The 24,150-nt window shown below is 65.1% G+C and carries 21 protein-coding genes; 11 read left to right on the forward strand and 10 right to left on the reverse strand.

The genetic code is table 11. The annotated features are described in order from the left end of the window. Window positions 1–60: 60 nt before the first annotated feature. On the reverse strand, window positions 61–2,349 hold the full coding sequence (parC, locus tag L858_RS0111285) for a DNA topoisomerase IV subunit A (protein WP_022683259.1): 2,289 nt from the start codon (window positions 2,347–2,349) through the stop codon (window positions 61–63). Between the two features lie 115 nt (window positions 2,350–2,464). Between parC and otsB the strand changes: the two genes are divergently transcribed. From otsB to purC, 5 genes are all read left to right on the forward strand, one after another. Further along, window positions 2,465–3,220 carry a trehalose-phosphatase gene (gene otsB / locus L858_RS0111290; protein ID WP_028056042.1) on the forward strand — a complete coding sequence of 252 codons (756 nt, stop codon included), beginning with the start codon at window positions 2,465–2,467 and terminating at the stop codon, window positions 3,218–3,220. Window positions 3,221–3,324: 104 nt separating this feature from the next. After that, window positions 3,325–5,094 (forward strand): glycoside hydrolase family 15 protein, encoded by a 1,770-nt coding sequence (locus L858_RS0111295; protein WP_274518605.1) that lies wholly within the window; start codon window positions 3,325–3,327, stop codon window positions 5,092–5,094. Then, on the forward strand, window positions 5,091–6,494 hold the full coding sequence (gene otsA / locus L858_RS0111300; protein ID WP_028056044.1) for an alpha,alpha-trehalose-phosphate synthase (UDP-forming): 1,404 nt from the start codon (window positions 5,091–5,093) through the stop codon (window positions 6,492–6,494). The genes L858_RS0111295 and otsA overlap by 4 nt, the downstream gene beginning before the upstream one ends. Before the next feature lies 1 nt (window position 6,495). After that, complete coding sequence (locus L858_RS22430) at window positions 6,496–6,630, forward strand: hypothetical protein (protein WP_022683263.1); 135 nt, start codon at window positions 6,496–6,498, stop codon at window positions 6,628–6,630. Window positions 6,631–6,788: 158 nt separating this feature from the next. Beyond that, the gene (purC, locus tag L858_RS0111310; RefSeq protein ID WP_022683264.1) at window positions 6,789–7,571 is read left to right on the forward strand and encodes a phosphoribosylaminoimidazolesuccinocarboxamide synthase; all 783 of its coding nucleotides are present in this window, start codon (window positions 6,789–6,791) and stop codon (window positions 7,569–7,571) included. 31 nt (window positions 7,572–7,602) lie between these two features. On the opposite strand, the gene L858_RS0111315 is transcribed toward purC, so the two are convergent. Further along, window positions 7,603–8,355, reverse strand: coding sequence for a sulfite exporter TauE/SafE family protein (locus L858_RS0111315; RefSeq protein ID WP_022683265.1), 753 nt, complete (start codon window positions 8,353–8,355; stop codon window positions 7,603–7,605). A gap of 60 nt (window positions 8,356–8,415) precedes the next feature. Further along, window positions 8,416–8,565 carry a hypothetical protein gene (locus L858_RS21985; RefSeq protein WP_022683266.1) on the reverse strand — a complete coding sequence of 50 codons (150 nt, stop codon included), beginning with the start codon at window positions 8,563–8,565 and terminating at the stop codon, window positions 8,416–8,418. A 126-nt stretch (window positions 8,566–8,691) separates the two neighbouring features. Here L858_RS21985 and purS point away from each other — a divergent pair, with 126 nt between their 5' ends. Both purS and purQ read left to right on the forward strand, forming a co-directional pair. Beyond that, window positions 8,692–8,925: a phosphoribosylformylglycinamidine synthase subunit PurS gene (purS, locus tag L858_RS0111325; RefSeq protein ID WP_022683267.1), complete on the forward strand. Its 234-nt coding sequence runs from the start codon at window positions 8,692–8,694 to the stop codon at window positions 8,923–8,925. A gap of 3 nt (window positions 8,926–8,928) precedes the next feature. Further along, window positions 8,929–9,603: a phosphoribosylformylglycinamidine synthase subunit PurQ gene (gene purQ / locus L858_RS0111330; protein ID WP_022683268.1), complete on the forward strand. Its 675-nt coding sequence runs from the start codon at window positions 8,929–8,931 to the stop codon at window positions 9,601–9,603. A 299-nt stretch (window positions 9,604–9,902) separates the two neighbouring features. Here the strand turns inward: purQ and L858_RS0111335 are convergent, their stop codons facing one another. The 4 genes from L858_RS0111335 to wecB all read right to left on the reverse strand — a co-directional run bounded on the left by L858_RS0111335 (window position 9,903) and on the right by wecB (window position 15,367). Further along, on the reverse strand, window positions 9,903–12,011 hold the full coding sequence (locus L858_RS0111335) for a GumC family protein (RefSeq protein WP_022683269.1): 2,109 nt from the start codon (window positions 12,009–12,011) through the stop codon (window positions 9,903–9,905). Next, on the reverse strand, window positions 12,011–12,721 hold the full coding sequence (locus L858_RS0111340; RefSeq protein ID WP_022683270.1) for a polysaccharide biosynthesis/export family protein: 711 nt from the start codon (window positions 12,719–12,721) through the stop codon (window positions 12,011–12,013). The genes L858_RS0111335 and L858_RS0111340 overlap by 1 nt, the downstream gene beginning before the upstream one ends. A gap of 123 nt (window positions 12,722–12,844) precedes the next feature. Continuing rightward, a complete protein-coding gene (gene wecC / locus L858_RS0111345) occupies window positions 12,845–14,140 on the reverse strand; it encodes a UDP-N-acetyl-D-mannosamine dehydrogenase (protein ID WP_022683271.1) in 1,296 nt (431 codons plus the stop codon). 75 nt (window positions 14,141–14,215) lie between these two features. Next, window positions 14,216–15,367 carry a non-hydrolyzing UDP-N-acetylglucosamine 2-epimerase gene (gene wecB / locus L858_RS0111350; RefSeq protein ID WP_028056046.1) on the reverse strand — a complete coding sequence of 384 codons (1,152 nt, stop codon included), beginning with the start codon at window positions 15,365–15,367 and terminating at the stop codon, window positions 14,216–14,218. A 158-nt stretch (window positions 15,368–15,525) separates the two neighbouring features. Here wecB and L858_RS0111355 point away from each other — a divergent pair, with 158 nt between their 5' ends. After that, window positions 15,526–16,845, forward strand: coding sequence for a UDP-glucose dehydrogenase family protein (locus L858_RS0111355; RefSeq protein WP_022683273.1), 1,320 nt, complete (start codon window positions 15,526–15,528; stop codon window positions 16,843–16,845). A 176-nt stretch (window positions 16,846–17,021) separates the two neighbouring features. Here the strand turns inward: L858_RS0111355 and L858_RS0111365 are convergent, their stop codons facing one another. Further along, the gene (locus L858_RS0111365; protein WP_022683275.1) at window positions 17,022–17,870 is read right to left on the reverse strand and encodes an ABC transporter permease; all 849 of its coding nucleotides are present in this window, start codon (window positions 17,868–17,870) and stop codon (window positions 17,022–17,024) included. Window positions 17,871–17,987: 117 nt separating this feature from the next. Between L858_RS0111365 and L858_RS0111370 the strand changes: the two genes are divergently transcribed. The 3 genes from L858_RS0111370 to L858_RS0111380 all read left to right on the forward strand — a co-directional run bounded on the left by L858_RS0111370 (window position 17,988) and on the right by L858_RS0111380 (window position 21,955). After that, window positions 17,988–18,680, forward strand: a complete 693-nt coding sequence (locus tag L858_RS0111370; protein WP_022683276.1) for a GcrA family cell cycle regulator — start codon at window positions 17,988–17,990, stop codon at window positions 18,678–18,680. A gap of 192 nt (window positions 18,681–18,872) precedes the next feature. Then, the gene (parE, locus tag L858_RS0111375) at window positions 18,873–20,846 is read left to right on the forward strand and encodes a DNA topoisomerase IV subunit B (protein WP_022683277.1); all 1,974 of its coding nucleotides are present in this window, start codon (window positions 18,873–18,875) and stop codon (window positions 20,844–20,846) included. 113 nt (window positions 20,847–20,959) lie between these two features. Beyond that, the gene (locus L858_RS0111380) at window positions 20,960–21,955 is read left to right on the forward strand and encodes a transglutaminase-like cysteine peptidase (RefSeq protein ID WP_022683278.1); all 996 of its coding nucleotides are present in this window, start codon (window positions 20,960–20,962) and stop codon (window positions 21,953–21,955) included. A gap of 45 nt (window positions 21,956–22,000) precedes the next feature. Here L858_RS0111380 and L858_RS0111385 read toward each other — a convergent pair whose 3' ends face one another. Beyond that, window positions 22,001–23,275, reverse strand: coding sequence for an HlyD family type I secretion periplasmic adaptor subunit (locus L858_RS0111385; protein WP_022683279.1), 1,275 nt, complete (start codon window positions 23,273–23,275; stop codon window positions 22,001–22,003). Window positions 23,276–23,354: 79 nt separating this feature from the next. Further along, window positions 23,355–24,110, reverse strand: a complete 756-nt coding sequence (locus L858_RS20990) for a cell wall hydrolase (protein ID WP_420801832.1) — start codon at window positions 24,108–24,110, stop codon at window positions 23,355–23,357. Window positions 24,111–24,150 lie beyond the last annotated feature (40 nt).

Consider the following 24,150-nt stretch of genomic DNA (forward strand, 5'->3'; position numbering starts at 1 on the left):
CCTAAATGCCATCGGTAAATATTCAGGTAACGAGCTACCTGATTTCAAACGCAGATTTTTTCAGAAGCGATTGTTCCGCGGGAAGCCGTTGGGCGGCATCCGCCCGGCTGCTCCCCGGGCAACGCGCCATGGCGTCATGTCCGTCTCTGTCCGCGTCCTCCCGCTTTCGCCGCCCATGGTCCAGCTGAGACCATCGGAGACGCGAAACGCGATAGCGTCCGACAGGCCCCCGTCGCGGTAGCGCTGCATCTGCACGCCCTGGCCTCTTGCCATGCGGGGCATTTCGGCCAGGGCGAATATCAGCAGCTTCCTGTTTTCCCCAATCACAGCGATGCTGTCGGCATCCGGCGCAATGAGACGGACGACGCTGAGCTTCGCCCCGGGCCGCACATTGACCACCTGCTTGCCCTTGCGCGTTTCCGCCATCACATCGGCAACGGCAGCCACGAAGCCCCGACCGTCCGATGCCGCCAGCAACAGTTCGCCGCCGGTGCGCGCCGGCATGAAGGCGACGATGCTGCCCTGATCATCCATATCGAGCAGTGATCGCACCGGATCGCCAAAGCCCCGGCCGCCGGGCAGCTTGTCGGCGCCCAAGGTGAAAATCCGCCCCGTGGAGGTCGCCAGCAACAGCTTGTCGGTCGTCTGCGCGTGGAAGGCGATCATCGGACCGTCCCCTTCCTTGAACTTCAGCGTGTCCGCCGATGCAAGATCGCGATGGCCGCCAAGTGCCCTGATCCAGCCGCGCTCCGACAGGACCACGGTGATCGGCTCGCGCTCGATCATCGCCTCTAGGGGAATCTCGCGGGCCGGTGCCGCTTCCTCGACCAGCGTGCGCCGTCTGCCGAATTGGCTGTCCGGGGAATAGCGCTTCCTGAGATCGGCAAGGTCTTTCTTCAGCCTTGTGCGCTGCCGGGCCGGACTTTCCACCAGCTTGGTGAGTTCGTCCCGCTCCTTCAGCAATTCGGCATGTTCCCGCCGCAGTTCCATCTCTTCCAGCTTGCGCAAGGACCGCAGGCGCATGTTGAGGATCGCCTCGGCCTGGCGATCGGTAAGCTGGAACTCGTCCATCATCACCGCCTTGGGCTCATCCTCCGTGCGGATGATCTCGATCACCCGGTCCAGGTTCAGATAGGCGATGATATAGCCGTCGAGCAGTTCCAGCCGCGCCGCGATCTTGTCCAGCCGATGCTGCGCCCGCCGGACCAGAACGTCGATCTGGTGCTTCAGCCATTCGATCAGCAACGGCCGCAGGCCGAGCACGCGCGGCGTTCGCGTGGCATCCAGCACGTTGAGGTTCAGCGGAAAACGGTTCTCAAGGTCGGTCAGCCGGAACAGGCTGTCCATCAGCACGTCGGGATCGACCGTGCGCGCGCGTGGTTCGATGACGATGCGGATTTCCGCGTCGCTCTCATCGCGGACATCGGCAAGGATGGGCAGCTTCTTGTCGTTGATAAGCGCCGCGATCTGCTCGATCAGCTTAGACTTCTGCACCTGAAACGGGATCTGCGTGACGATGGCTACCCACGTACCCCGCCCGCCATCCTCCTTGTGCCAGCGCGCCCGCGTCCGGAACGAACCACGTCCGGTTGCATAAGCTTCGGATATGATCGCCTGATTATCGACCAGCACCCCGCCCGTCGGGAAATCCGGACCCCGCACGATCTGCATCAAATCGGCATGTTCGGCATCGGGATTGTCGATCATCAGGCTGGCCGCGTCGATCAATTCGGCGACATTATGCGGGGGAATGCTGGTCGCCATGCCGACAGCGATGCCGCTGGCGCCGTTGGCGAGCAGATTGGGGAAAAGGCCGGGAAAAACCTCCGGTTCCTCATCCTCGCCATTGTAGGTCGGGCGGAAATCGACCGTGCCTTCATCCAGCCCTGCCATAAGGTCGGCGGCCGCCTGCGTCAGCCGCGCCTCTGTATAGCGCATCGCCGCCGCATTATCGCCGTCGATATTGCCGAAATTGCCCTGTCCGTCGACCAGCGGGGTACGCAGCGAAAAGTCCTGCGCCAGACGCACCATGGCGTCATAGACCGAGGCATCGCCATGCGGGTGATATTTGCCGATGACGTCGCCGACGACGCGCGCACATTTTTTGTAGGCGGTCGTATTCCGAGCCGGATTGGCGACCAGCACGTCAGGCGGCGCGCCGCCCGGCTCCATCCGCAGCAGGCGCATCGCCCAGAGCAGGCGACGGTGCACCGGCTTCAGCCCGTCGCGCAAATCGGGCAGCGAGCGCGCGGTGATGGTGGAGAGCGCATAGACGAGGTAGCGCTGCGACAGCGCATCGTCGAACGGGTGATCCTTGATAGCGTCGAACGGGTCGCGAAAATCGGTCATCGCAGTGGGGAATAGCAGCGCCGCCGGAAAACGGAAACGGAGTTTACCAACGCAGGGTGGCAGATAAAGGCCAGCAAGGGCTTGCCAATTTTGGGAGAGACGCCACTTTGCGCCCGTGCCTGATTCTTCTCCTTCGCCCAGCCTTCCAGCACCGCCGATCGGCCTTTTGACAGGAGCGGCGCTGTTCCTCGATTTCGACGGCACGCTCGCGCCGATCGCTGATACGCCGGAGGGCGTCGTGGTCGACAAGGACCTGCTGGCGCTGCTTCGCCGCCTGCGGGACGATCTGGATGGCAGGCTGGCGATCGTCAGCGGCCGTGCGATCACCACCTTGCGCGACCTCGGCTTTGGCGACTTCCTCCTTGCGGGAACCCACGGCCTGGAGTTCGCCGAACCCGGTTCAGCCGTCGAGGCGCCTGAAAAACTTCCTGCCGTCGATGAGGCCGCGGCGGCGTTCAGCCGCTTTGCGCATGACAAGCCTGGAATTCTCGTGGAACGCAAGTCGATCAGCGTCGGCCTGCACTTCCGGCGGGCTCCGCAATGGGGCTCGGCCGCGCGAGAACTGGCGACCGATCTGGCCGATCAGCTCGACCTCGCCGTCCAGCCGGGCAAGATGCTCTATGAGCTTCGTCCCGGCGGCGCGGACAAGGGCAGCGCGGTTCACACCCTCATGCAGCGGCCGCCCATGGCAGGGGGAACGCCCGTCTTCATCGGTGACGACGTGACCGACGAAGAAGGCTTCGCCGCAGCCCGCGATCTGGGCGGCGCCGGCATTCTGGTCGGCCCGCCTCGCGCCACGCTGGCCGCATTCTCCTTGGAACAGGTTGCCGCCGTCAGGCATTATCTTGAACGGGGTGTTGCAGCGGATTGATCTGCAGCAAACCCCTATGTGTGCGTACGAAGGGGGACAGACCGATAGCTAAGCAAAAGGACGATATTGTCGCCGGTGACGAGCGGACGCTCGATCTCTGGCCGATCGGCAACTGCCAGGCCTCCGCGCTGATCGATCGCGCGGGTCGCATGGTCTGGGCCTGCGTGCCCCGCGTGGACGGCGACCCGGTCTTCTCCGCGCTGCTGGACGACAAGGCGTGGGATCAGCCTGAAGCGCGCGGTTTCTGGGCGATCGAGCTGGAAAACTGCGTCTCGGTCGAACAGCATTATATCCGCAATACGCCGGTTCTGGTCACTCGCCAGTCGGACTCCCAGGGCAACGCGATCGAGTTGCTCGATTTCTGTCCGCGCCACAAGCATCTCGGCCGCATGTACCGTCCGGTCGCCTTCGCGCGGATCGTCAGGGCCGTCTCGGGCAGCCCGCGCGTCCGCGTCCGGTTGCGCCCCACGACGTCATGGCATTCGGAAAAGGTTCCGATCAGCTATGGCTCCAATCATATCAGGCTGGTCCTTTCCTATATGGCGATGCGAGTTTCGACCAACGCGCCCATCGGCCTCATCTCCCAGGAAAGCTGGTTCCGGCTTGAGCATGACATGCACTTCTTCCTGGGGCCGGATGAGAGCTTCTCCGATGCTTTGCGCCCGGCTGTCGAGCGGATGCTGGACGACACTATCCTAGAATGGCAACTGTGGGTGCGCGGCCTCGCCATCCCGGCGGAGTGGCAGGAGGCCGTCATTCGCTCCGCCATCACGCTCAAGCTCTGCCAGCATGAGGAAACCGGCGCGATCGTTGCCGCGCTGACCACCAGCATTCCCGAACATGCCGATTCCGGCCGCAACTGGGACTATCGCTACTGCTGGATCAGGGATGCCTATTATACGGTCGAGGCGCTGAACCGGCTCGGCGCGCTCGACGTCCTGGAAAGCTACCTCGTCTATCTGCGCAACATCGTCGATGGCGCGCGCGGCGGGCATATCCAACCCCTCTACGACGTGCGCGGCAACGCCACGCTGGAGGAGAAGGAGGCTACGAACCTGCCGGGCTATCGCGGCATGGGTCCGGTGCGGGTGGGTAACGCCGCCTATTACCAGGTCCAGCACGACGCCTATGGTCAGATCGTCCTCTCCTCGGTCCAAGGCTTTATCGACCAGCGCCTGCTGCGCATGGCCGGCATGTCCGACTTCGAGGCCCTGGAGGCAGTCGGCGAGCGCGCCTGGGCCGTTTACGACCAGCCCGACGCTGGCCTGTGGGAATTACGCACACGCGCTCACGTCCACAGCTACAGCGCGGTCATGTGCTGGGCGGCGTGCGACCGCCTCGCCCATGCGGCGGAAGCGCTGGGGCTGGCCGAACGAGAGGTCCATTGGCGCGAACGGGCGGAAGTCATGAAGGCGCGGATCCTGCAATCCGCCTGGCGGACCAACAGCAACGCCATCTCCGCCAATTTTGAGGATGACGCGCGCGACGCATCGCTCCTCCAGCTTCTCGACCTGCGCTTCCTTTCGGCCGACAACCCCATGTTCATCGGGACGCTGAAGGCGCTGGAGAAGGATTTGCGGCGCGGCAACAACATGCTGCGCTACAGCGCGCCCGATGATTTTGGCGAGCCCGTGACCGCCTTCAACGTCTGCACATTCTGGCTGATCGAGGCGCTGCACCGCACCGGACGGACGGAAGAAGCACGCAGCCTGTTCGAAGAAATGCTGTCCCGTCGCACCGCCGCCGGGTTGCTTTCGGAAGACATCGATCCCCTGACCGGAGAATTGTGGGGCAATTATCCCCAGACCTACTCGCTAGTCGGCATCATCAACTGCGCCGTGCTGTTGAGCAAACCATGGAGCGTGATGCGTTGAGCCGCCTGATAGTCATTTCCAACCGGGTCAGTAGACCCACCAAGACGGGCAATCAGGGCGGCCTGGCGGTCGCCCTCTCCCAGGCCCTGCGTGAAAGCCGGGGCATCTGGATGGGCTGGTCCGGTGAGGTGACGGAGAATTTCACGGGGCAGATCGGCTTTGCGGAAGACGAAGGCGTCAAGACCGCGACGATCGACCTGGAAGAGCAGGATATCGACGAATATTATAACGGCTATGCCAACAAGACATTGTGGCCGCTGTTCCATTTCCGCATCGATCTGGCCGAATATGCCCGCGATTTCGAGGGCGGCTACAACCGCGTCAACCAGCGGTTCGCCGACACCGCCAGCCCATTGATCGAGCCGGACGACATCATCTGGGTCCATGACTATCACATGATCCCGCTCGGCGACATGCTGCGTCGGCGGGGGCACCAGAACCGGATGGGCTTCTTTCTGCACATCCCTTGGCCGCCAACCCGGCTCCTCGTGTCCCTGCCCCACCATACCAAGCTGGTGCAGACGCTGTTCGCCTATGACGTCGTCGGCTTCCACACGGAGGAATGGCTGGAATCCTTCCGCCATTATGTGGAGCGGGAGATGGGCGGCACCGTCAACGGCGACCTGGTGACCTTGGGCGACCGCACCATTCAGGCGATCGCCTGCCCGATCGGCATCAACGCCCAGCAGTTCGCGAGCGCGGCGGTCAGCGACGATGCGAAGGACATGTATGAGAAGGTCCGTCGCTCGCTGCAGGACCGGTCGATGATCGTCGGCGTCGACCGTCTGGACTACAGCAAGGGCCTCGAAGAACGCTTCAACGGCTTCGCCCGCTTCCTGAAGGATCATCCCGAACAGCATCGCCACGTCGTGCTGACGCAGATCGCTCCGCCCTCGCGCGGAGAGGTGGAGAGCTATCAACAGATCCGCGCGACGCTCGACGCCATCGCGGGGCGGATCAACGGCGAATATAGCGACGTCGACTGGACCCCGATCCGCTACGTCAACCAGGGCTATCCGCGCGACAAGCTTGCCGGCATCTATCGCGCCGCTCGCATCGGCCTCGTCACCCCTCTGCGCGACGGCATGAACCTGGTCGCGAAGGAATATGTCGCCGCACAGAATCCCGATGATCCGGGCGTCCTCATTCTCTCCCGCTTCGCCGGGGCCGCGATGCAGTTGAAGGACGCGCTGCTGATCAATCCCTATAGCCCGGAGGAGATGTCCGACGCCATGACCCGCGCCCTCGCCATGCCGCTGGATGAGCGGAAACGGCGCTGGCGCTCTATGATGGACTGCGTCGAGGAGCAGGACATCACCTGGTGGCGCGAATGTTTCACCGCCCGCCTGACCGCCGTTCAGCGCGTTCCTTCCGATGCGGAGCCGGAGCCGGCTGGCTAGGATGACGGGCGACCGGGAAGAGGATGGCGCAGGCCGGCTCGATATAATCCGCGCCCATGCCGGGCCGGTTATCGGCGTCATCGGCCTCGCCGCATGGCTCGCCCTCCTATGGTTCATGTTCGGTGATGTCCTTTAGGATCGCTCCCGAAACGGCCCGCTTTTTCCATCGCTCTCTGCCCGTTTGCACCCCCTGACGCTTTGGTCTATGGGCCGTCATCAACAGCCCCGGCCACCGCTGATCCATTGATTCGCGTTTGCCGGGGCACATTCTTTCTTGGAAAGACAGGAACGCGCATGGCCCGTCGCCGCCAGATCTACGAAGGCAAGGCAAAGATCCTTTACGAAGGCCCTGAGCCCGGCACGATCATCCAGTATTTCAAGGATGACGCCACCGCCTTCAACGCGCAGAAGAAGGGCACGATCTCCGGCAAGGGCGTGCTCAACAACCGTATTTCCGAGCATATCTTCACCCTGCTCGGCCAGATCGGCGTGCCGACCCACTTCATCCGCCGCCTCAACATGCGCGAGCAACTGGTGCGCCAGGTCGAGATCGTGCCGATCGAGGTCGTTGTGCGGAACGTCGCCGCCGGCTCGCTCAGCAAGAAGCTGGGGATCGAGGAAGGCACGCAGCTGCCCCGCACGCTGATCGAATATTGCTACAAGGACGACGCGCTGGGCGACCCGCTCGTGTCCGAAGAACATATCGCCTGCTTCGGCTGGGCCAGCCAGGAAGAGATGCACGATATCGCCGACATGGCGATCCGCATCAACGACTTCATGTGCGGCCTGTTCGCCGGCATCGGCATCCGCCTGATCGACTTCAAGCTGGAGTTCGGGCGCCTGTGGGACGGCGACTATAGCCGCATCATCCTGGCTGACGAGATCAGCCCGGACGGCTGCCGCCTGTGGGACATGAACACCGGCGAGAAGCTGGACAAGGACCGCTTCCGCCGCGATCTCGGCGGCGAAGTCGAAGCCTATCAGGAGGTCGCCCGGCGGCTGGGCCTGCTGCCCGAGGGTGCGGATACGACTGTTCTCGACCTCGACACGCATCGCAAGAAGCGCAGCAAGGACTGATCAGCCGGCACTGATTGCAGGGGCGCGTTGCTCAGGCCAGCAGCGCGTCCGCCATCAGCTTGATCCCCAGCAACACCATCAGCACATAAATCAGCGTGTAGAAGCGCGCCGGATCGACCCGCCGCACCAACGCCACGCCCGCGAAGGTCGCGAGCACCGCTACCGGCACCAGCATCGCCGTCGCGAGCAGATTTTCCCGCGTGAACTGCCCCAGCGCCGCATAGGCGGGCACCTTGATCCAGTTCATCGCGGCGAACGCGATAGCGGTCGTGCCGACCAGCATGTCGCGCGGCAGCCGCTTGGGCAGCACCCACATCTGGAAGGGCGGCGATCCCGCATGGGCAATCTGGCTGGTAAAGCCGCTCGCCACACCGAACAGCATGCCCATCCATGCCGGCGAGTTGGACGGGAGCACCATCGTCCCGCCCCGTTCCACCCACAGCCGCTGCAGACCAAACAAGGTCGAGATCAGGCCCAGAGCGCCGAGCACGGTCGTCTCCGGCACCTGCGCAGCGAAGACATAGCCCAGGCCCACGCCCGCCGCCATGCCGGGCAGCATCACCTTGATGACATAGCGGTCCCAGCTGTGCCGGAACGCCCAGACGCTGACGGCATCCTGCACGATCAGGATCGGCAGCATGATCGCGGCGCCGCGCACCGGATCCACGCCGAGCGCCATGATCGGCATCGCCAGCGCACCGACACCGGCAAAGCCGCCCTTGGCCAGGCCGGAGAGAAGGACCGCGACAAAAGCACAGAGATAATAGAGATGGTCGGGCTGCATGGCTCGCCCCTAGACCAGGCGCTTGGGGAAAGGGAGCCTTCTTTGCGGCTCTTCACCCGATCAGTTGTTGGAGCGATAGCCGATCAGGACGCCAAAGGTGAAGGTCGCCAGCAGCGCAAGCTGCACGCGGCCATGCGGGTCCTCATAGCCCATGATCTGCTGACCAAAGGCAAACAGCCCCACGAACATCGCCAAAGCAAGACCGCCCATCGCAAAACCCCATGCTCGTTCAGCCGGTAATAGCATCGGGCCGCTAACAAAAGCATAATGCCTTGCCTGTCGCGCCCCACGCGACTAGGGGGAGCGCGAGCGCCTGTTTACGGAGTTTCTTACCTCATGAAAGCCCGCATCTTCGTCACCCTCAAGGGCGGTGTCCTCGACCCGCAGGGCAAGGCGATCCACCACGCTCTGGACGGACTCGGCTTCTCCGGCGTCAATGACGTGCGCGCGGGCAAGCTCATCGAGCTGGACCTGGCGGACGGCACCAGCGACGAGGATATCGATGCCATGTGCCGCAAGCTGCTGGCGAACACCGTCATCGAAAACTACCGCATCGAGAAGGTGGCCTGAGCCATGAAAAGCGCTGTCATCGTCTTCCCCGGCAGCAATTGCGACCGTGACCTGGCCGTCGCGTTCGAGGCGGTGAGCGGCTCCAAGCCGGTCATGATCTGGCACCGCGACACGGAACTGCCCGACGATCTCGACCTGATCGGCGTTCCGGGCGGCTTTTCCTATGGCGATTATCTCCGCTCCGGTGCTATGGCCGCGCGCTCACCCGTGATGCAGGCTGTTGCGAAAGCCGCCGAAAAGGGCGCCTATGTGCTCGGCATCTGCAACGGCTTTCAGGTGCTGACCGAGAGTGGTCTGCTGCCCGGCGCGCTGCTGCGCAATGCGGGCGGGCATTTCGTCTGCCGCGACGTCGCGCTGACGGTGGAGAACGCGCAAAGCGCTTTTACGAGCCGCTATGGCGCGGGTGAGGCGATCAGCTTCCCGGTCGCGCACCATGACGGCAATTATTTCGCCGACACCGAAACCTTGGATCGGCTGGAAGGCGAGGGCCGCGTCGCGCTGCGGTATGCGGAAAGCGTCAACGGTTCGGCGCGCAACATCGCGGGCATCCTGAACGAAGCCGGCAATGTGCTGGGCATGATGCCCCATCCCGAGCGCGTGATCGAACCCGCCCACGGCGCGACAGACGGCCGCCGCCTGTTCGAAGGACTGGTCGAGGGATTGCTGGCCCGCGCGTAAGGCTTCAGGCGCTCCCGCCGGGAGTGGCTGCGGACGACCAGAGCAAGACATTCCTTCTCCCTTGGAGGGAGAAGGATACGGAGCCTTGCTGAACGGAGTGAAGCTAGGCGAAGTTGGATGAGGGGGAGCGGCTACAGGCCAGTCTTTAGCCCGGATCACTCCCTCACCCAGCTACGGCTAGGCAGCAAGCTGCCAAGCCGGCGCAGCCCTCTCCCTCAAGGGAGAGGGATAAGAGAAGAATGTCCGCTATCCACCCAAAACAGACGCGCCACATACCCAGCAGGGCCAGCGGCGTCAGCCTACCCGCCCCGATGATAGTCATATTCAAACGTGCGGCTTTGCTGCTTGGTCAAAACCCCGCCGATAATCGCGCCGCCCGCGCGGCGCAGCCGTTCCACCGCGACCCGCAGGCCGCCATGGTGATTGCGTCCCCATTCGACCACCAGCAATGTCGCCTGCGCCTTGCTCGCGAGCAGCGACGCGTCAGACAGCCCAAGGATCGGCGGCGCGTCGATCAGGACCGTGTCATAGCGGTCCCGCACCATTGCCAGCATTGCGTCGAGCGCCGGCGTCACAAGCAACTCAGCCGGATTGGGCGGGATCGCCCCGCAGGGTAGCAGGGCCACGCCGGCGACGCCGCTGTCCATGATCACCTCATCGACCTTGGCCTGCCCCGTCAGCAATTCGCTGATGCCGCGCCCCGGCGCCACACCGAACAGGCTGTGCTGCTTGGGCCGGCGCATATCCGCGTCCACGACCAGAACGCGCTTGTTGAGCTTTGCCAAGGCCCGCGCCAGTGCGTGCAGGCTGGACGATTTGCCCTCCCCCTCCTGCGCGCTCGTCACAAGGATGGATCGCGGCAATCCGCCCGCCGACCCCAGCAGCAGCGAGGAGGCGATCGGCGCGAAAATTTCAGGTGACGCCCTGTCGCCCGCAGGCACCGCGCCCAGCAGCGGCAGATTGACCCGCTCGGCCAGCGTATCCGCCGACGTCACCGCATCATCGAAAATATGCCGCGCACCGACCAGCAGCAGCCCCAGCACGAACCCGCCCAGCGAGGCGATGAGCAGCGTTCGGCCAATGTCTGGCGATGAGGGTTGCGAAGGCACCGCCGCGCGATCGAGCGGCTGAATGCGCCCGGCCTGGAACCCGGCCTGAGAAGCCATGTCGCGATAGCGTTGCAAGAGGCTGTCGTGCAGCAGCCGGAATGTATCGACCTGCCGCTCCAATATGCTCATCTGCACGCCTCGGCCCCGCTCGGCCAAGGCCTGCCGCTCGACATCGCTAATCTCGGCCCGAATCTGCCTTTCGCCATGGACGGCGACGTCGAACTGCTCCTTCAGTGACGCGCGGATGGTCGCGGCCATCGTCTGCGCCTGGTCGTCGAGCGCCGCGAGCCGCGCCCGCGCCTCCCGCATTTCAGGGTGAGCGTCTTTCCGGAACTGCCGCTCCTGGATCACCTCCGCACGGGCCTGCGCACGCTGCGCCATCAGCTGCTGCATCGCGCCATTGTTGAGCACTTCGGGCAAGGTTTCGACGCTCGACAGGCGGGCGCTCTCCCACCGCTTCTGTGCGGCGATCCGGTCGGCCGTCGCCTGGGCGCGGAAGCCGTTGAGCTGCGCCAGCCGCGTGGCGGTCGTCCCTTCCGGCGGGGCGTTCGCAGGACCAGCATCACCCTCTGCGTCCGCTCCGCCCGCTCGCGCCGCGTAGACTGCCAGATCGCGCTCCGCCTTCTCCAGCTCCCGGCGCGCTCCATCCAGCTCACCCAGCAGGAAGCGGCGTGCCTGCACGCCGGATTCAAAGCCGCGCTTCAGGTCCGCGCGGATCAGGCTGTCAGCATAGCTGTTGGCGACCCGCGCCGATAAAACCGGGTCGGCGGCGATGAAGCTGATCCGGATCACACGCGACTTGCCGGGCAGCTCGACCCGAAGATTGTCGCGCAGCAACTGCACGACGCGCTCGGTTTCGACCTGGCGGTGGCTGAGCGATCCAACGCCCCGCTCGGGCCGGCGCACGTCCATGCCATCGAAGAAGGTGCGGCTGCCCACCAGAGCCAGTTCCCGCGCCACATCTTCCGCAAGCGCGCGGCTGCGCAGCACTTCCAGCTCGGTCTGCATCAGCGCTTCATTATCCGCCGGTGCAGCGGGCCTCTGCGCCGCCGCTGCGCCCGCCGCTCCCGCAGGCACATCCTCGACCTCGACGGAAGCGGTCGCCCGATATTCCGGGCTCGTGAAGAGAATGAAGAGAACGCCCGCCAGCAGGCTGAGCGCCATGGTCACGAACAGGATGATCCTATGCCGCCACACCGCCGTCCAGGCAGCGCTGCTCATCGCGGCGATCCGCGCGGCGCTGCCTTCCCGGCCAGCCGGCGCGGGTTCATCGTCGATCAGATAGCTCGGCCCCGCCATCACAGCCCGCCGCCCAAAGCGACGAAGCCGGCGCCCACGACCGGCGCGGCGAGCAGGGCGCCGCCCAATATGGCTTTGGCGCGCGACAGGCCGACGATGATCGTGTCGCCGGGCAGGATTTCCGGATCGGGCGCCTCGCCCTTGCGAATGGCCGACAAGTCGAACATCGCGGCCTTGCGCTCACCATTCGCCTGTCGCACGACGATCACCTGCGAGAGGCTGGCGAGGCGCGTCGGACCCTTTGCCAGGGCGACCGCCTGCAACAGACCGATCCTGCCTTCCAGCGGGAACAGGCCCGGCTCCCGCACTTCCCCATCGATGGTGACGCGCCGGCCCACCGCCTTCTTCACGAAGACGGTGACCTGCGGCGACACCAGATATCGCTCCCCCAGCCGACCGGCAATGACATCGGACGCTTCGCTGGCGGACAGGCCCGCCACCGGCACGTCGCCGATCAGGGGCATGCGGATCATACCCGCTGCGGTCACCTGCGCATCTTCCAGCGACAGGCCCGGCTCGTGATAGATTTGCACACGCAGGACATCGTCAGGCGAAATCTGATAATCGACGCCCATTGCGGGGGCCGGGGGGATGGCGGCATAGGCGGCCTCTCCGCTGGGAGCGTCCTCCACAGTCGAACAGGCGGCCAGCAATAGCGTGGCCACCCCTGCGGCCAGCTTCTGGCTCATCCTGTCAGTCGGCCACTCCATGCCGTTGCAATCCCCCGCATAAATCAGGTGGCGCGCGCGAAGCCCGCCGTCCCGGGCGGGGTTAACGGCAGGTCAGGGACATGGCAACCGCAGGCGGGACCGAATGCGCCGCTCAGCCGCCGATCAGACGGCGATCCGCGCCTCAGCCGGGATGATCCGGCGCGGCTGGTCGGGCCAGACTCCGCGCGTATCATAGACCGCCTTGCCGAAGCGCTCGTCCAAGGGGACTGACCTGAACACATCATGATCCACAAGAATGACGAAGACGCCACATTGTTCCAGAGCCGTATCGAGATCGATCAGTTCGGCTCCGGTGCCCGCAAACTCCATCGGCAGATCATGGGCATGGGGCTCGACAAGCTTGACGCGACGGCCATAGCGTTTCGCCAAACGGGCAGCGACCTTCACCGCGGGGCTTTCACGGAAGTCGTCGATATTCGGTTTGAAGGCGAGGCCGAGGCAGGCGATCTCCTCGCCGGCGAAATCGTCGATCAGGTCCGAAGCCTTCGCGACGACATAGTCCGTCTTTCCATCATTCACCTCCCGCGCGGTGCGGATCAGCCGGCTATTCTCCGGGTCGCCATGGACGATGAACCAGGGATCGACGGCGATGCAGTGGCCGCCCACGCCGGGTCCGGGCTGAAGGATATTCACGCGCGGATGACGGTTAGCGAGGCGAATGACCTCCCACACGTCGATATCCATGCGATCGGCGATCAGCGACAGCTCATTGGCGAAGGCGATGTTGACGTCGCGAAAGCTGTTCTCGACCAGCTTCACCATCTCCGCCGCGCGCGCCGAGGTGGTGATGCAGGCGCCCCGCACGAATTGGCGGTAGAAGCCCAGCGCCTTGCGCGCGCAACGCGGCGTGATGCCGCCGATGCAGCGGTCATTGTCGATCAGCTCGACCAATATGCGGCCGGGCAGCACCCGCTCCGGGCAATAGGCGATGGCGACGTCGCCGGCACCGCCCTGCCCCGGCATCTTGAGATCCGGGCGCAGCTGCGCGAACAGGTCGCGCATCGCCTCGGTCGTGCCCACGGGCGATGTGGATTCGAGAATGACCGTGTCACCCGCCTTCAACACGCCGGCGACGGTGCGCGCGGCGTTCAGCACATGACTGATGTCGGGCGCGCGGTCTTCGGCAACAGGCGTCGGTACGGCAATGATGAAGACATCACTCGGCTCGACGCTCAGGCTCGCGCGCAGATTGCCGCGGGATACGACGCCCTGCACCAGCCCGTCGAGATCGACCTCCTCGATATGAACGCGGCCGGAATTGACAGTCTCCACCACATGGGCGCTCACATCGACGCCGACGACCTGACAGCCGCCCCGCGCGATCAGCGCCGCCGTGGGCAGGCCGATATAGCCCAGACCGATGACGGAGACTTTCTGGTTCAGCTTGTCGAGGGGCATTAGGTCTTCCCGGGAAGTCGATGATTTCTCCCGGCTTCTGCCCGCAAATGCTGAAGATTTCGGTAACGCTGCCCGTCAGGCGGCGCGGTCGATCTCTTCGCGCACGCCGCTCTGCGCCTCCCGCCCGATCACGTCGGCGATCCGCTCTGCCGCCATACCGTCACCGAAGGGATTATGGGCCCGCGCCATCGCCGCATAGGCATCGTCATTGTCGAGCAGGAAGGCGACGGAGCGCCCGATCTGCGCCCGATCCGTGCCCACCAGCTTCGCCGTACCCGCAGCCACGCCTTCCGGCCGCTCGGTCGTCTCGCGCATGACCAGAACCGGCTTGCCGAGCGAGGGCGCCTCCTCCTGCACGCCGCCGCTGTCGGTCAGGACGAGGTCGCACATGTCGAGCAGCCGCACGAAATGCGGATAGTCGAGCGGCTCGATCATGGCGACGTTGCGGAGGCCGCCCAGCACCGCGTCCATGATCGGCCGGACATTGGGGTTGGGGTGGACCGGGAAGATCACCGCCACGTCAGGGCGTGCTGCGATGTCGGCGATGGCATGCGCGATCGCCTCCATGCCACCGCCGAAATTCTCGCGACGATGGGTGGTCACGGCGATGATCCGCTTCCCCGCAAACCGCGCGGCGAGTTCGTCCAGTCCCTCCGCCAACACAGGCTCCGCCAGCACCCGCTCCCGCGTGGCGAGCAGCGCATCGATCACGGTGTTGCCGGTCACGTGGATGCTCGCCACGTCCCGGTTCTCCCGGCGCAGCGCGTCCGCCGCCGCCTGCGTGGGCGCGAAATTCATGTCGGCGATGCAGGCGACGACGCGGCGGTTCACCTCCTCGGGCCAGGGATGATGAATGTCCCCGCTGCGTAGCCCCGCCTCGACATGAGCGACCGGGACCTTGCGGTAATAGGCGGCCAGGCTCGCCACCATCGTCGTCAGCGTGTCGCCGTGCACGACCACCCGGTCCGGCTTTTCCGCGTCGAAGACATGACCCAGTTCGACAATGAGCTTGGCGGTCAAGCCTTCGAGCGTCTGGTTCGGCATCATGACGTCCAGATCGACATCAGGAACGATCCCCGCAATTTCGAGCACCTGATCCAGCAGGCCGCGATGCTGCGCGGTGACGATCACGCGCACTTCGACATCCTCCCGCGCCCGTAGCGCGTGGATCACGGGAAACAGCTTGATGGCCTCGGGCCTCGTCCCGAACACCAGCGCGACCTTCATCATCTTGCCCCCATCAGCTGCGATTAGGCGCAAGTGCCTGACAGAAAATGGTAACCATCCTCTGAACAGAGTACCCCCGACGCGCGCTTTCGCATCTGCAACGACCTATGCTAGAGGCGCCCTTATCCAATTCATTCCAGCGAGGCTGCAAGAATTTTATGAAGATCACGATGATCGGCACCGGCTATGTCGGCCTGGTTTCGGGCGCCTGCTTCGCCGATTTCGGCCATGACGTGGTGTGCGTGGACAAGGACGCGCGAAAAATCGACGCGATCCAGTCCGGGCGCATGCCGATCTTTGAGCCCGGCCTCGACCAGTTGGTCGCCGGCAATGCGTCCGCCGGCCGGCTGACCTTCACCACCGATCTGCCGCAGGGCGTCAAGGGCGCCGACGCCATCTTCATCGCGGTCGGCACGCCGTCCCGCCGGGGCGACGGTCATGCGGACCTCAGCTACGTCTATGCCGCCGCCAAGGAAATCGCTGAGGCGCTGGACGGCCCCACGGTCATCGTCACCAAGTCCACCGTCCCTGTCGGCACCGGTGACGAGGTGGAGCGGATCGTCAAGGAAGCCCGCCCTGATCTCGACATTCAGGTCGTATCCAACCCCGAATTCCTGCGCGAGGGCGCTGCGATCGGCGACTTCAAGCGGCCCGACCGCGTCGTGGTCGGCACCACCGGCAATGAACGCGCCATCGCCGTCATGGCGCAGATTTACCGTCCGCTGAATCTCAATCAGGCCCCAGTCATGTTCACCGGGCGGCGCACGGCCGAACTCATCAAATATGCCGCCAACGCCTTTCTCGCGACCAAGATCACCTTCATCAACGAGATGGCGGACCTGTGCGAAGCCGTGGGCGCAGAGGTGCAGGACGTCTCGCGCGGTATCGGCCTCGACAACCGCATCGGGTCAAAATTCCTTCATGCCGGGCCCGGCTATGGCGGCTCCTGCTTCCCCAAGGATACGCTGGCGCTGGTGAAGACCGGCCAGGATTATGACACACCCATCCGCATCGTCGAGACGGTGGTGCAGGTCAACGACCTGCGCAAGCGCGCCATGGGCCGCAAGATCGTCAAGGCCCTCGGCGGCGACGCGCGCGGCAAGACGGTCGCGCTGCTCGGCCTCACCTTCAAGCCCAATACCGACGACATGCGCGACGCGCCCAGCCTTGCCATCGTGCAGGCGCTGGAGGACGCGGGCGTGAAGATCGTCGCCTTCGATCCCGAAGGGATGGAGGTCGCCGCACCGATGATGTCCAGCGTCACCATGGCGAAGGACGCCTATGAGGCGGCGCAGGGGGCCGATGCGGTGGTGCTGGTGACGGAATGGGACGCGTTCCGCGCGCTCGACCTCAAGCGCCTCGCCGGTTCGATGAACGGCCGCGTGCTGGTGGACCTGCGCAACATCTACCCGCGCGCCGAGGCGGAGGCGGCAGGCTTCACCGTCACCCGCGTCGGGGGCAAGGGCGTCACCGCCTGATGCGGCTGGCACCGCAAGGAGGGCGCGAAGAGAGCGCCCTCCCAGGGCTGCATCATTGGATTATCGCGACGGTCATGCTTTCGGTCACGATCCTGGTCGTGCCAGTGATTGCCGGGCTGGTCTAACCTCTAGGCGGCAGCGCTCCTGCGACAGCAGGAGTCCAGTCCACCTCTCATTCAAGCCTTGAGCTTCCACCCGCGCTTCAGCAGCGTGAAGCAAAGGACAGCCAGCACGATATTCAGCCCCAGCAGCACGATGCTGCCCGCCAGCACATCGCCGTCGGCCGCCGCGACGAAGCCATAGCGGAAGCCTGAAATTGCATAGAAAAACGGGTTCATATGACTGATCGTCCGGAACACGGGCGCGAGCCGGTCGATCGAATAGAAGGTTCCCGACAGCAGAGTCATCGGCCCGATTACGAAATTGGTGATCGCGGCGGCATGGTCGAACTTCTCCGCCCAGATGGAGGTCAGCACCCCGACGAAAGCCGTCAGCCCTGCTCCCATCAGCCCGAACCACAGGATCGCCCAGGGATGCGCCGGGCTCACATGCACGCCGGGCCACAGCGCCATCGCGCCCCACAGCGCCAGTCCGACGCAAAAGGCGCGCGTGACAGCCGCCGCCACGATCGCCAGCAGCAGTTCCCCGTTGGACAGCGGCGGCATCAGATAGTCGATCAGCGTCCCCTGCATCTTGCCCGCCAGCAGCGAGAAGCTGCTGTTGGCGAAGGCATTGTTCATCATGCCCATGATCATCAGGCCCGGCGCGATGAAGTCGGCGAAGGGAACGCCCAGCACCTGCCGGTTCGCGCCGCCCAGCGCGATGGTGAAGATCACCAGGAACAGCAGCGTCGTGACCGCGGGCGCCCAGATCGTCTGCAACTGCACCTTCATGAAGCGCCGCACCTCCTTGCGGTACAGCGCCTTGGTACCCGCCCAATTGACGTTGCGGATCACCATCTCGCCCGGTTCGTGGAAGGGCCGGCGCTGCTCGATGGACGCTGCAATTTTGGACTGGTCGTTCATGATCGGATCGACTATCGGCTGGGGGGTTGTGCCGCAAGGGCGTTATGCACAGGAAATTGAACCTGTGCCGGCGCGCCCCATATAGGGCGCCAATTAGAGATTTTGAGGAGTCATTCATTGTCCTGGACCGACGAGCGTATCGACCAGCTCAAGGCAATGTGGGAACGCGGCCTGACCGCCAGCCAGATCGCGGACGAACTGGGCGGCGTCAGCCGCAACGCCGTGATCGGCAAGGCGCACCGCCTTGGCCTGCAGTCGCGCCCTTCCCCGGTCAAAGCGAACGAGGTGCCCAAGAAGGCCCCGCCGCCGCCGGCGCGCAAGCCTTTGGTGGAAGCAGAGGCACCCAAGCCTGCCGCTCCAGCGCCGCATGTCAGCCACGCCGCGCCGACGCCGGCACGCGCGCCCGCTCCGGCCGTACCGGCACCCGCTCCTGCAGCATCGGCTGCTCCCGAAGGCGAAGCACCTAAGCCGCAGCCGCGCATCATTTCGGTCGGCCCCGGCGGCTTCCTGCGCCAGGGTCCGGGTGACCAGCAGGCGCCGATCCCGCCCGCGCCGCCCCGCCGTCTGGTGCCCGCCAAGCCCAGCCCGGAGATCGCTGGCAAGACGACGCTGCTCGATCTGACGGAGCGTATCTGCAAATGGCCGATGGGTCATCCGGGCGAGCCCGATTTCCACTTCTGCGGTGAAGCGGTGAACCCCGGCTTCCCCTATTGCGTCGAACATTGCGGCCGCGCCTATCAGGCCCAGCTGCCGCGCGGCACCCGCCGCCCGCCTCCGCCGCTGCCCTTCGGCGGCCCGCGCGTTCGTTAAGACTGTAAGCTGTCCTTCTCCCTGGACGGGAGAAGGATATGCAGCCTTGGTCGCACAGCGAATGAGGCGAAGCTCGATTAGGGTGAGCGGGCGAGAACGCGCCGCCTCCTTCCCGCTTTCCAGCTCCGGATGAATTGCCTTCCCTCACGGCTGCTGCTTGCACCCACCGCATACCCCCTTATAGCTAGGGGCATGTCCGATCTGTTCGAGAGCCAGTCCGCTTCCTCCTCCAACTATGACGCTTCCGCCATCGAGGTGCTCGAGGGGCTGGAACCGGTCCGCCGCCGTCCGGGCATGTATATCGGCGGCACAGACGAACGCGCGCTGCACCATCTCGCCAGCGAAGTGCTGGACAACAGCATGGACGAAGCGGTTGCCGGCCACGCCACCCGGATCGAGGTGACGCTGGAGCCGGGCAACAAGCTGACCATCACCGACAATGGCCGCGGCATCCCTGTCGACAACCACCCCAAATTCCCCGGCAAGTCGGCGCTGGAGGTGATCCTCACCACCCTCCATTCGGGCGGCAAGTTCACCGACAAGGCCTATGCGACCTCGGGCGGCTTGCATGGCGTCGGTATCAGCGTGGTCAACGCGCTCTCCGTCGTCACCGTGGTCGAGGTCGCGCTCAATCGCGAACTCTTCCGCCAGAGCTTCTCGCAGGGCCTGCCCACCAGCGGGCTGGAAAAGGTCGGCGCAGCCCCGAACCGGCGCGGCACGTCGGTCACCTTCATCCCGGACCACGAGATTTTCGGCGAACAGAAGTTCAAGCCCGCCCGCCTCTATCGCCTCGCCCGGTCCAAGGCCTATCTGTTCGCGGGCGTCGAGATCCGCTGGAAATGCGCGCCCGAACTCATCAGCGACGACACGCCCGCCGAGGCCGTCTTCCAGTTCCCCGGCGGCCTCGCCGACCATTTGAAGGAACAGGTCGGCGACCGAGAATGCGCGACCAGCGCCTTCTTCTCCGGCTCTCAGGATTTTCCCGATTCGGCCGGCCGCGTCGAATGGGCCGTCGCTTGGCCGCTCTGGTCCGACGGCAGTTACAGCTGGTACTGCAACACCATCCCGACGCCCGACGGCGGCACCCATGAGAACGGCCTGCGCGCCGCGCTGGTGAAGGGCATCCGCGCCTTTGGCGAACTGGTCGGGCAGAAGAAGGCGAAGGACATCACCGCCGACGACATCGTCGTCTCGTCGGAGATCATGCTGTCCGTCTTCATCCGCGACCCCCAATTCCAGAGCCAGACCAAGGACCGCCTCACCAGCCCCGAAGCCGCGCGTCTGGTCGAAAACGCCGTGCGCGACCATTTCGACCATTATCTGTCCGACCATATGGAGCGCGGCAAGGCGTTGCTCGCCTATGTCATCGACCGCATGGACGAGCGCCTGAAGCGCAAGCAGGAGAAGGAGGTCAAGCGCAAGACCGCGACCAGCGCGCGCAAGCTGCGCTTGCCCGGCAAGCTCACCGACTGCTCGACGGACGATCCCGAAGGCACGGAAATTTTCCTGGTAGAGGGCGACTCCGCCGGCGGCTCGGCCAAGCAGGCACGCGACCGCAAGACGCAGGCGATCCTGCCCCTGCGCGGCAAAATCCTGAACGTGGCGTCGGCCAATGCGGCCAAGATCCTCGCTAACCAGGAAATCGCCGACATGATCCTGGCGCTCGGCTGCGGCACGCGGCGGGACTGCAATCCCGACAATCTGCGCTACGAACGCGTCGTCATCATGACCGACGCCGATGTCGACGGCGCCCATATCGCAACGCTGCTCATGACCTTCTTCTTCCAGGAGATGACGGAACTGGTCCGGCGCGGGCATCTCTACCTCGCGCAGCCGCCGCTCTACCGTCTGACCGCCGGCGGCAAGAGCCTCTACGCCAAGGACGACGCGCATCGCGAGCAGCTGCTGCGCAAGGAGTTCAAAGGCAAGAAGGTCGACGTCGGCCGCTTCAAGGGGCTGGGCGAGATGAATCCGGGCCAGCTCCGCGAAACCACGATGGACCCGAAAACCCGCAGCCTCATCCGCATCACCCTGCCCGACGATATCGAGGATCGGCAGCAGGTGCGCGAACTGGTCGATCGGCTGATGGGCACCAATCCCGCGCATCGTTTTGCCTTCATTCAGGAAAACGCCGCCGCCGTGGATGAAGAGGCGATCGACGCTTAACCGGAACACCGCTTGGCAAGGGCGGCAAAAAGCTGCCGGCAAATTTTTGCCTACCGCCGCGTTAACCAGCGCGGCGCACCGGATGTTCAATTTTGCGCGCGATACGGGCAAGCATGTCAGGCTTCCCGTCCCTCCGCCTTACGGCCTTCCGCGTCGCTCCGGCTCTGCTGCTGGCAAGTGCAAGCAGCCACGCGCTGGCCGAAACGCCAGCCGCCCTCGGCTATTCCGGTTCGGAGCGGGTCGCGGCAACGCTGCTGGCTGGCGGCATGAGCAGACTGTCGGCGATCAGCGCACAGCAGGGCGGGACCGGCCCCTCATGGATGCCGCAGCCCGTGGTGCAGCAAGCGATCGTCAATGATCGCCGCCTGACGACCTTCATGGGCAAGCTGCCCGGATGGCAATTGCAGGGCGTTAAACTTGCCGTCGCTGCCCCCACGCTCGACTATCGCGCTCCTGAACTGATGCCGTCCTTCATGCGCGGCCTCTTGCCAGTTCCCGCCGCGCAGGCGAGCGCGTTCGTGATGTCCGCCCGTGCGGCCCTCTCACTCCCCTCCGCGCCTCCACGAAGCGGACAGCCGGATGTCTTCGGCTCGGTCGCGCTGCCGATCTCCCGGACTGCGCTGGACGGCAAATGGGCCGCTGCCACGCGTCCGATCGGCGGCAATGCCCTTTGGAGTGGCCTCATCCACGCGGCACAGGGCGCCGGGCGACAGCAGCAGGTCGAAATGGTGAATCGCTGGGTCAATCAGCGGCTCCACTTCGTCGATGATCGCGGTGATACATGGGCGACGGCCAGCCAGTCGCTCGTCCGAGGCGCTGGCGATTGCGAAGACTATGCCATCGCCAAGATGAAGCTGCTGGAGGCGGCGGGCTTCGACCGGCGCGCGATGTTCCTGGTGATCGCACGCGATCTGGTGCGGCAGGCGGATCATGCCGTGCTGGCGGTACGGATCGATGACCAACTCATGATCCTCGACAATATGACCGACCGCGTGCTGCCCTCATCAGCCGTCGGCGATTATCGCCCGATCATGAGCTTCAACGCATTCGGCCGGTGGACGCACGGCTATCGCGTCACCCCGGCGAAGGTTCAGTTCGCCGCGAGGTAGATAAGCGACGCCGTAATCCTGCTGCCCCAGGAGCACCGCGATGCATTAGCGCTCCCGCAGTGCCTCCGAACGCGCCTTCATGATCGGCTTGAGCAGATAGGACAGCACCGTCTTGCGCCCGGTCAATATCTCCACGTCGCATACCATGCCGGGCGTGATCGGCAGCCTGTGCGCGCCCGAACCCAGCCATGCCCGGTCCGTCTCCACCACCACGGTAAAATAGGCCTCCTTGGTCGCCTCGTCATAGACGCTGTCGGCCGACACCTGCTGCACCGTGCCGGTCAGCCCGCCATAGATGGAAAAGTCGTAAGCGGTCACCTTCACCACGGCGCGGTCACCGGTCTTGATGAAGGCGATGTCGTTGGGCTTCACCCGCGCCTCCACCAGCAGCTTCTCGCCCACCGGCACGATCTGCATGATCTTCTGCCCCGGGCTTACAAAGCCGCCGATCGTCGTCACCTGCACGTCATTCACCACGCCATCGACGGGCGAGCGAATTTCCGCCCGCTGCGCCCGGCCCTTCGCGCCGCGCAAAGACTCGCTGTTGACGGCGATCTTGGCTTCCAATTGGCTGCGTTCGTTGAGCGCATCCTGCCGAAACTGAAAGTTGGCCTCCGATAGCTGCGCCTGCGCCTCGCGGATCGCGGCCGATGCACGCGAAGCCTGCTGCTGCGCCGCGCTCAGACGCCCTTGCGCATCCACCAGTTCGCGCCGGGCGTCGAGCAATTCGGTCTGCGGAATGATCGACTTGGCGGCGAGCGGTTCCAGCATCGCGACCCGCTGCCGCGCCAGTTGCACGCTGCCGCCCAGGCTGGCGATGGTCGCCTGCGCCTCGCCCAGTTCGCGGCGGCGCTGGTCGACCTGCGCCGACATCGCATCCTGCTTGCTGCGAAGAGCCGACTGACGAACCGCAGCCAGCGCCTGCTCCTGCTGGCATTCCGGCCCGCCCGTCTCGCAACCCGCGCCCGTGCCGGTGCCTTCCTTCTCCAGCCGCCCGGCCCGCGCGGTCAGCGATCGCGTCTCCGCCTGCAACTGCCCCAGTTCCGACGCCAGCATCGCATCGTCCAACCGCACCAGCAACTGCCCCTTGCTCACCTTCTGGCCTGAGCGAACGAGAATTTCCTCGATCGTCGTCGGTTCGGCGGACTGGATGACCTGCGCCTTGCTGGAGGGGATCACCCGCCCCTGCCCGTGCGTCACCTCATCCACCGGAGCGAGGCTTGCCCACAGCAGGAAGGCGATCATGCCGCCACCGCTATAGAGGATGACCTGTTTGTTGCCGGGTTGCCCGCGCAGCCAGCCGATCCAGCGCGAAATCATGGTTTTGCCCCTTGGGAAATATGGTCGTCAGCCGCCAGCGTGACCGGCGCGGCCTTCTGCTGCGCGGCGAGCATGCTGCTCAACGCGCCGCCTGTCTCGGACGGATCGGGAATGGAGAGTTTCCAGCCCTTGGTCGGGTCCATGCGACCGCCGACGTCATCGGCCGCCCCCCCGCCCGCCGTTCCGGCAGAGCCGCGACCGGCGGATAGTCGATCACCGGCTCGGCCGCCGCAGCCGCAAGACGGGACGGGTCGAATGCCGGAATATGCTCGCCCCCCGCATAGCGCCCGGTGAACGCCCCCGGCAAACCCCAGCCGCCCGGCCAGCGGTAGAAAATATGCGCGCCGATCTTGGCCAGCTTCGCCAGATGGGGAGCCCAGTGCGGGAAGACATAGTCGGCGTGATAATGGGTCGCCGTCCCCACGTCCTTCTCCACACGTCCGGCCAGCGCCTCGGTAGCGACCCGCCGTGCGCGTGCCCAAAGGCTAGGCAGCGGATCGCGTGCCAGCGCCCCGTCGCACACGAAGCTGAACTGGCATGTCGACGCATTGAACCGCTGGTATACGACGCCGCACACCGTCTTGGCGAAGGCAGGATGGCGCACTCGGTTCAGCACCACCTGCGCGACAGCACGCTGGCCGCTTTCCGGCTCCCGCGCCGCCTCATAATAGACGGCCTGCGTCAGGCACTGAAGCGCGCGGTCATGATCCTCGCTAGCGCCCGCCAGCGCCTTGAATGGCTTGGCGGCGGCAAGCGAACCGCCTGCAAAGCCGAGCCGCTCATTTGCCTGCCGCGCTGCCTCACCCTGCGCGTCCGCTTCGGGCCGTTCGGTCATGGCGATCAGAGCCGTATATTGGCGCGGTATGGGCGGAGCG

This window comes from Sphingobium bisphenolivorans, from assembly GCF_000412635.1.
In the GTDB taxonomy this organism is placed as follows: domain Bacteria; phylum Pseudomonadota; class Alphaproteobacteria; order Sphingomonadales; family Sphingomonadaceae; genus Sphingobium; species Sphingobium bisphenolivorans.

Bases quoted from the DNA above. Each gene is read 5' to 3' on its own strand.
- L858_RS0111315 (WP_022683265.1), bottom strand. From the start codon at position 8,355: ATGCAGCCCGACCATCTCTATTATCTCTGTGCTTTTGTCGCGGTCCTT.
- L858_RS0111340 (WP_022683270.1), bottom strand. From the start codon at position 12,721: ATGGAGTGGCCGACTGACAGGATGAGCCAGAAGCTGGCCGCAGGGGTG.
- L858_RS20990 (WP_420801832.1), bottom strand. From the start codon at position 24,110: ATGACCGAACGGCCCGAAGCGGACGCGCAGGGTGAGGCAGCGCGGCAG.
- parE (WP_022683277.1), top strand. From the start codon at position 18,873: ATGTCCGATCTGTTCGAGAGCCAGTCCGCTTCCTCCTCCAACTATGAC.
- L858_RS0111355 (WP_022683273.1), top strand. From the start codon at position 15,526: ATGAAGATCACGATGATCGGCACCGGCTATGTCGGCCTGGTTTCGGGC.
- purS (WP_022683267.1), top strand. From the start codon at position 8,692: ATGAAAGCCCGCATCTTCGTCACCCTCAAGGGCGGTGTCCTCGACCCG.
- L858_RS21985 (WP_022683266.1), bottom strand. From the start codon at position 8,565: ATGGGCGGTCTTGCTTTGGCGATGTTCGTGGGGCTGTTTGCCTTTGGT.
- L858_RS0111380 (WP_022683278.1), top strand. From the start codon at position 20,960: ATGTCAGGCTTCCCGTCCCTCCGCCTTACGGCCTTCCGCGTCGCTCCG.
- parC (WP_022683259.1), bottom strand. From the start codon at position 2,349: ATGACCGATTTTCGCGACCCGTTCGACGCTATCAAGGATCACCCGTTC.
- wecB (WP_028056046.1), bottom strand. From the start codon at position 15,367: ATGAAGGTCGCGCTGGTGTTCGGGACGAGGCCCGAGGCCATCAAGCTG.
- L858_RS0111365 (WP_022683275.1), bottom strand. From the start codon at position 17,870: ATGAACGACCAGTCCAAAATTGCAGCGTCCATCGAGCAGCGCCGGCCC.
- L858_RS0111335 (WP_022683269.1), bottom strand. From the start codon at position 12,011: ATGGCGGGGCCGAGCTATCTGATCGACGATGAACCCGCGCCGGCTGGC.
- L858_RS0111385 (WP_022683279.1), bottom strand. From the start codon at position 23,275: ATGATTTCGCGCTGGATCGGCTGGCTGCGCGGGCAACCCGGCAACAAA.
- wecC (WP_022683271.1), bottom strand. From the start codon at position 14,140: ATGCCCCTCGACAAGCTGAACCAGAAAGTCTCCGTCATCGGTCTGGGC.
- purC (WP_022683264.1), top strand. From the start codon at position 6,789: ATGGCCCGTCGCCGCCAGATCTACGAAGGCAAGGCAAAGATCCTTTAC.
- L858_RS22430 (WP_022683263.1), top strand. From the start codon at position 6,496: ATGACGGGCGACCGGGAAGAGGATGGCGCAGGCCGGCTCGATATAATC.
- purQ (WP_022683268.1), top strand. From the start codon at position 8,929: ATGAAAAGCGCTGTCATCGTCTTCCCCGGCAGCAATTGCGACCGTGAC.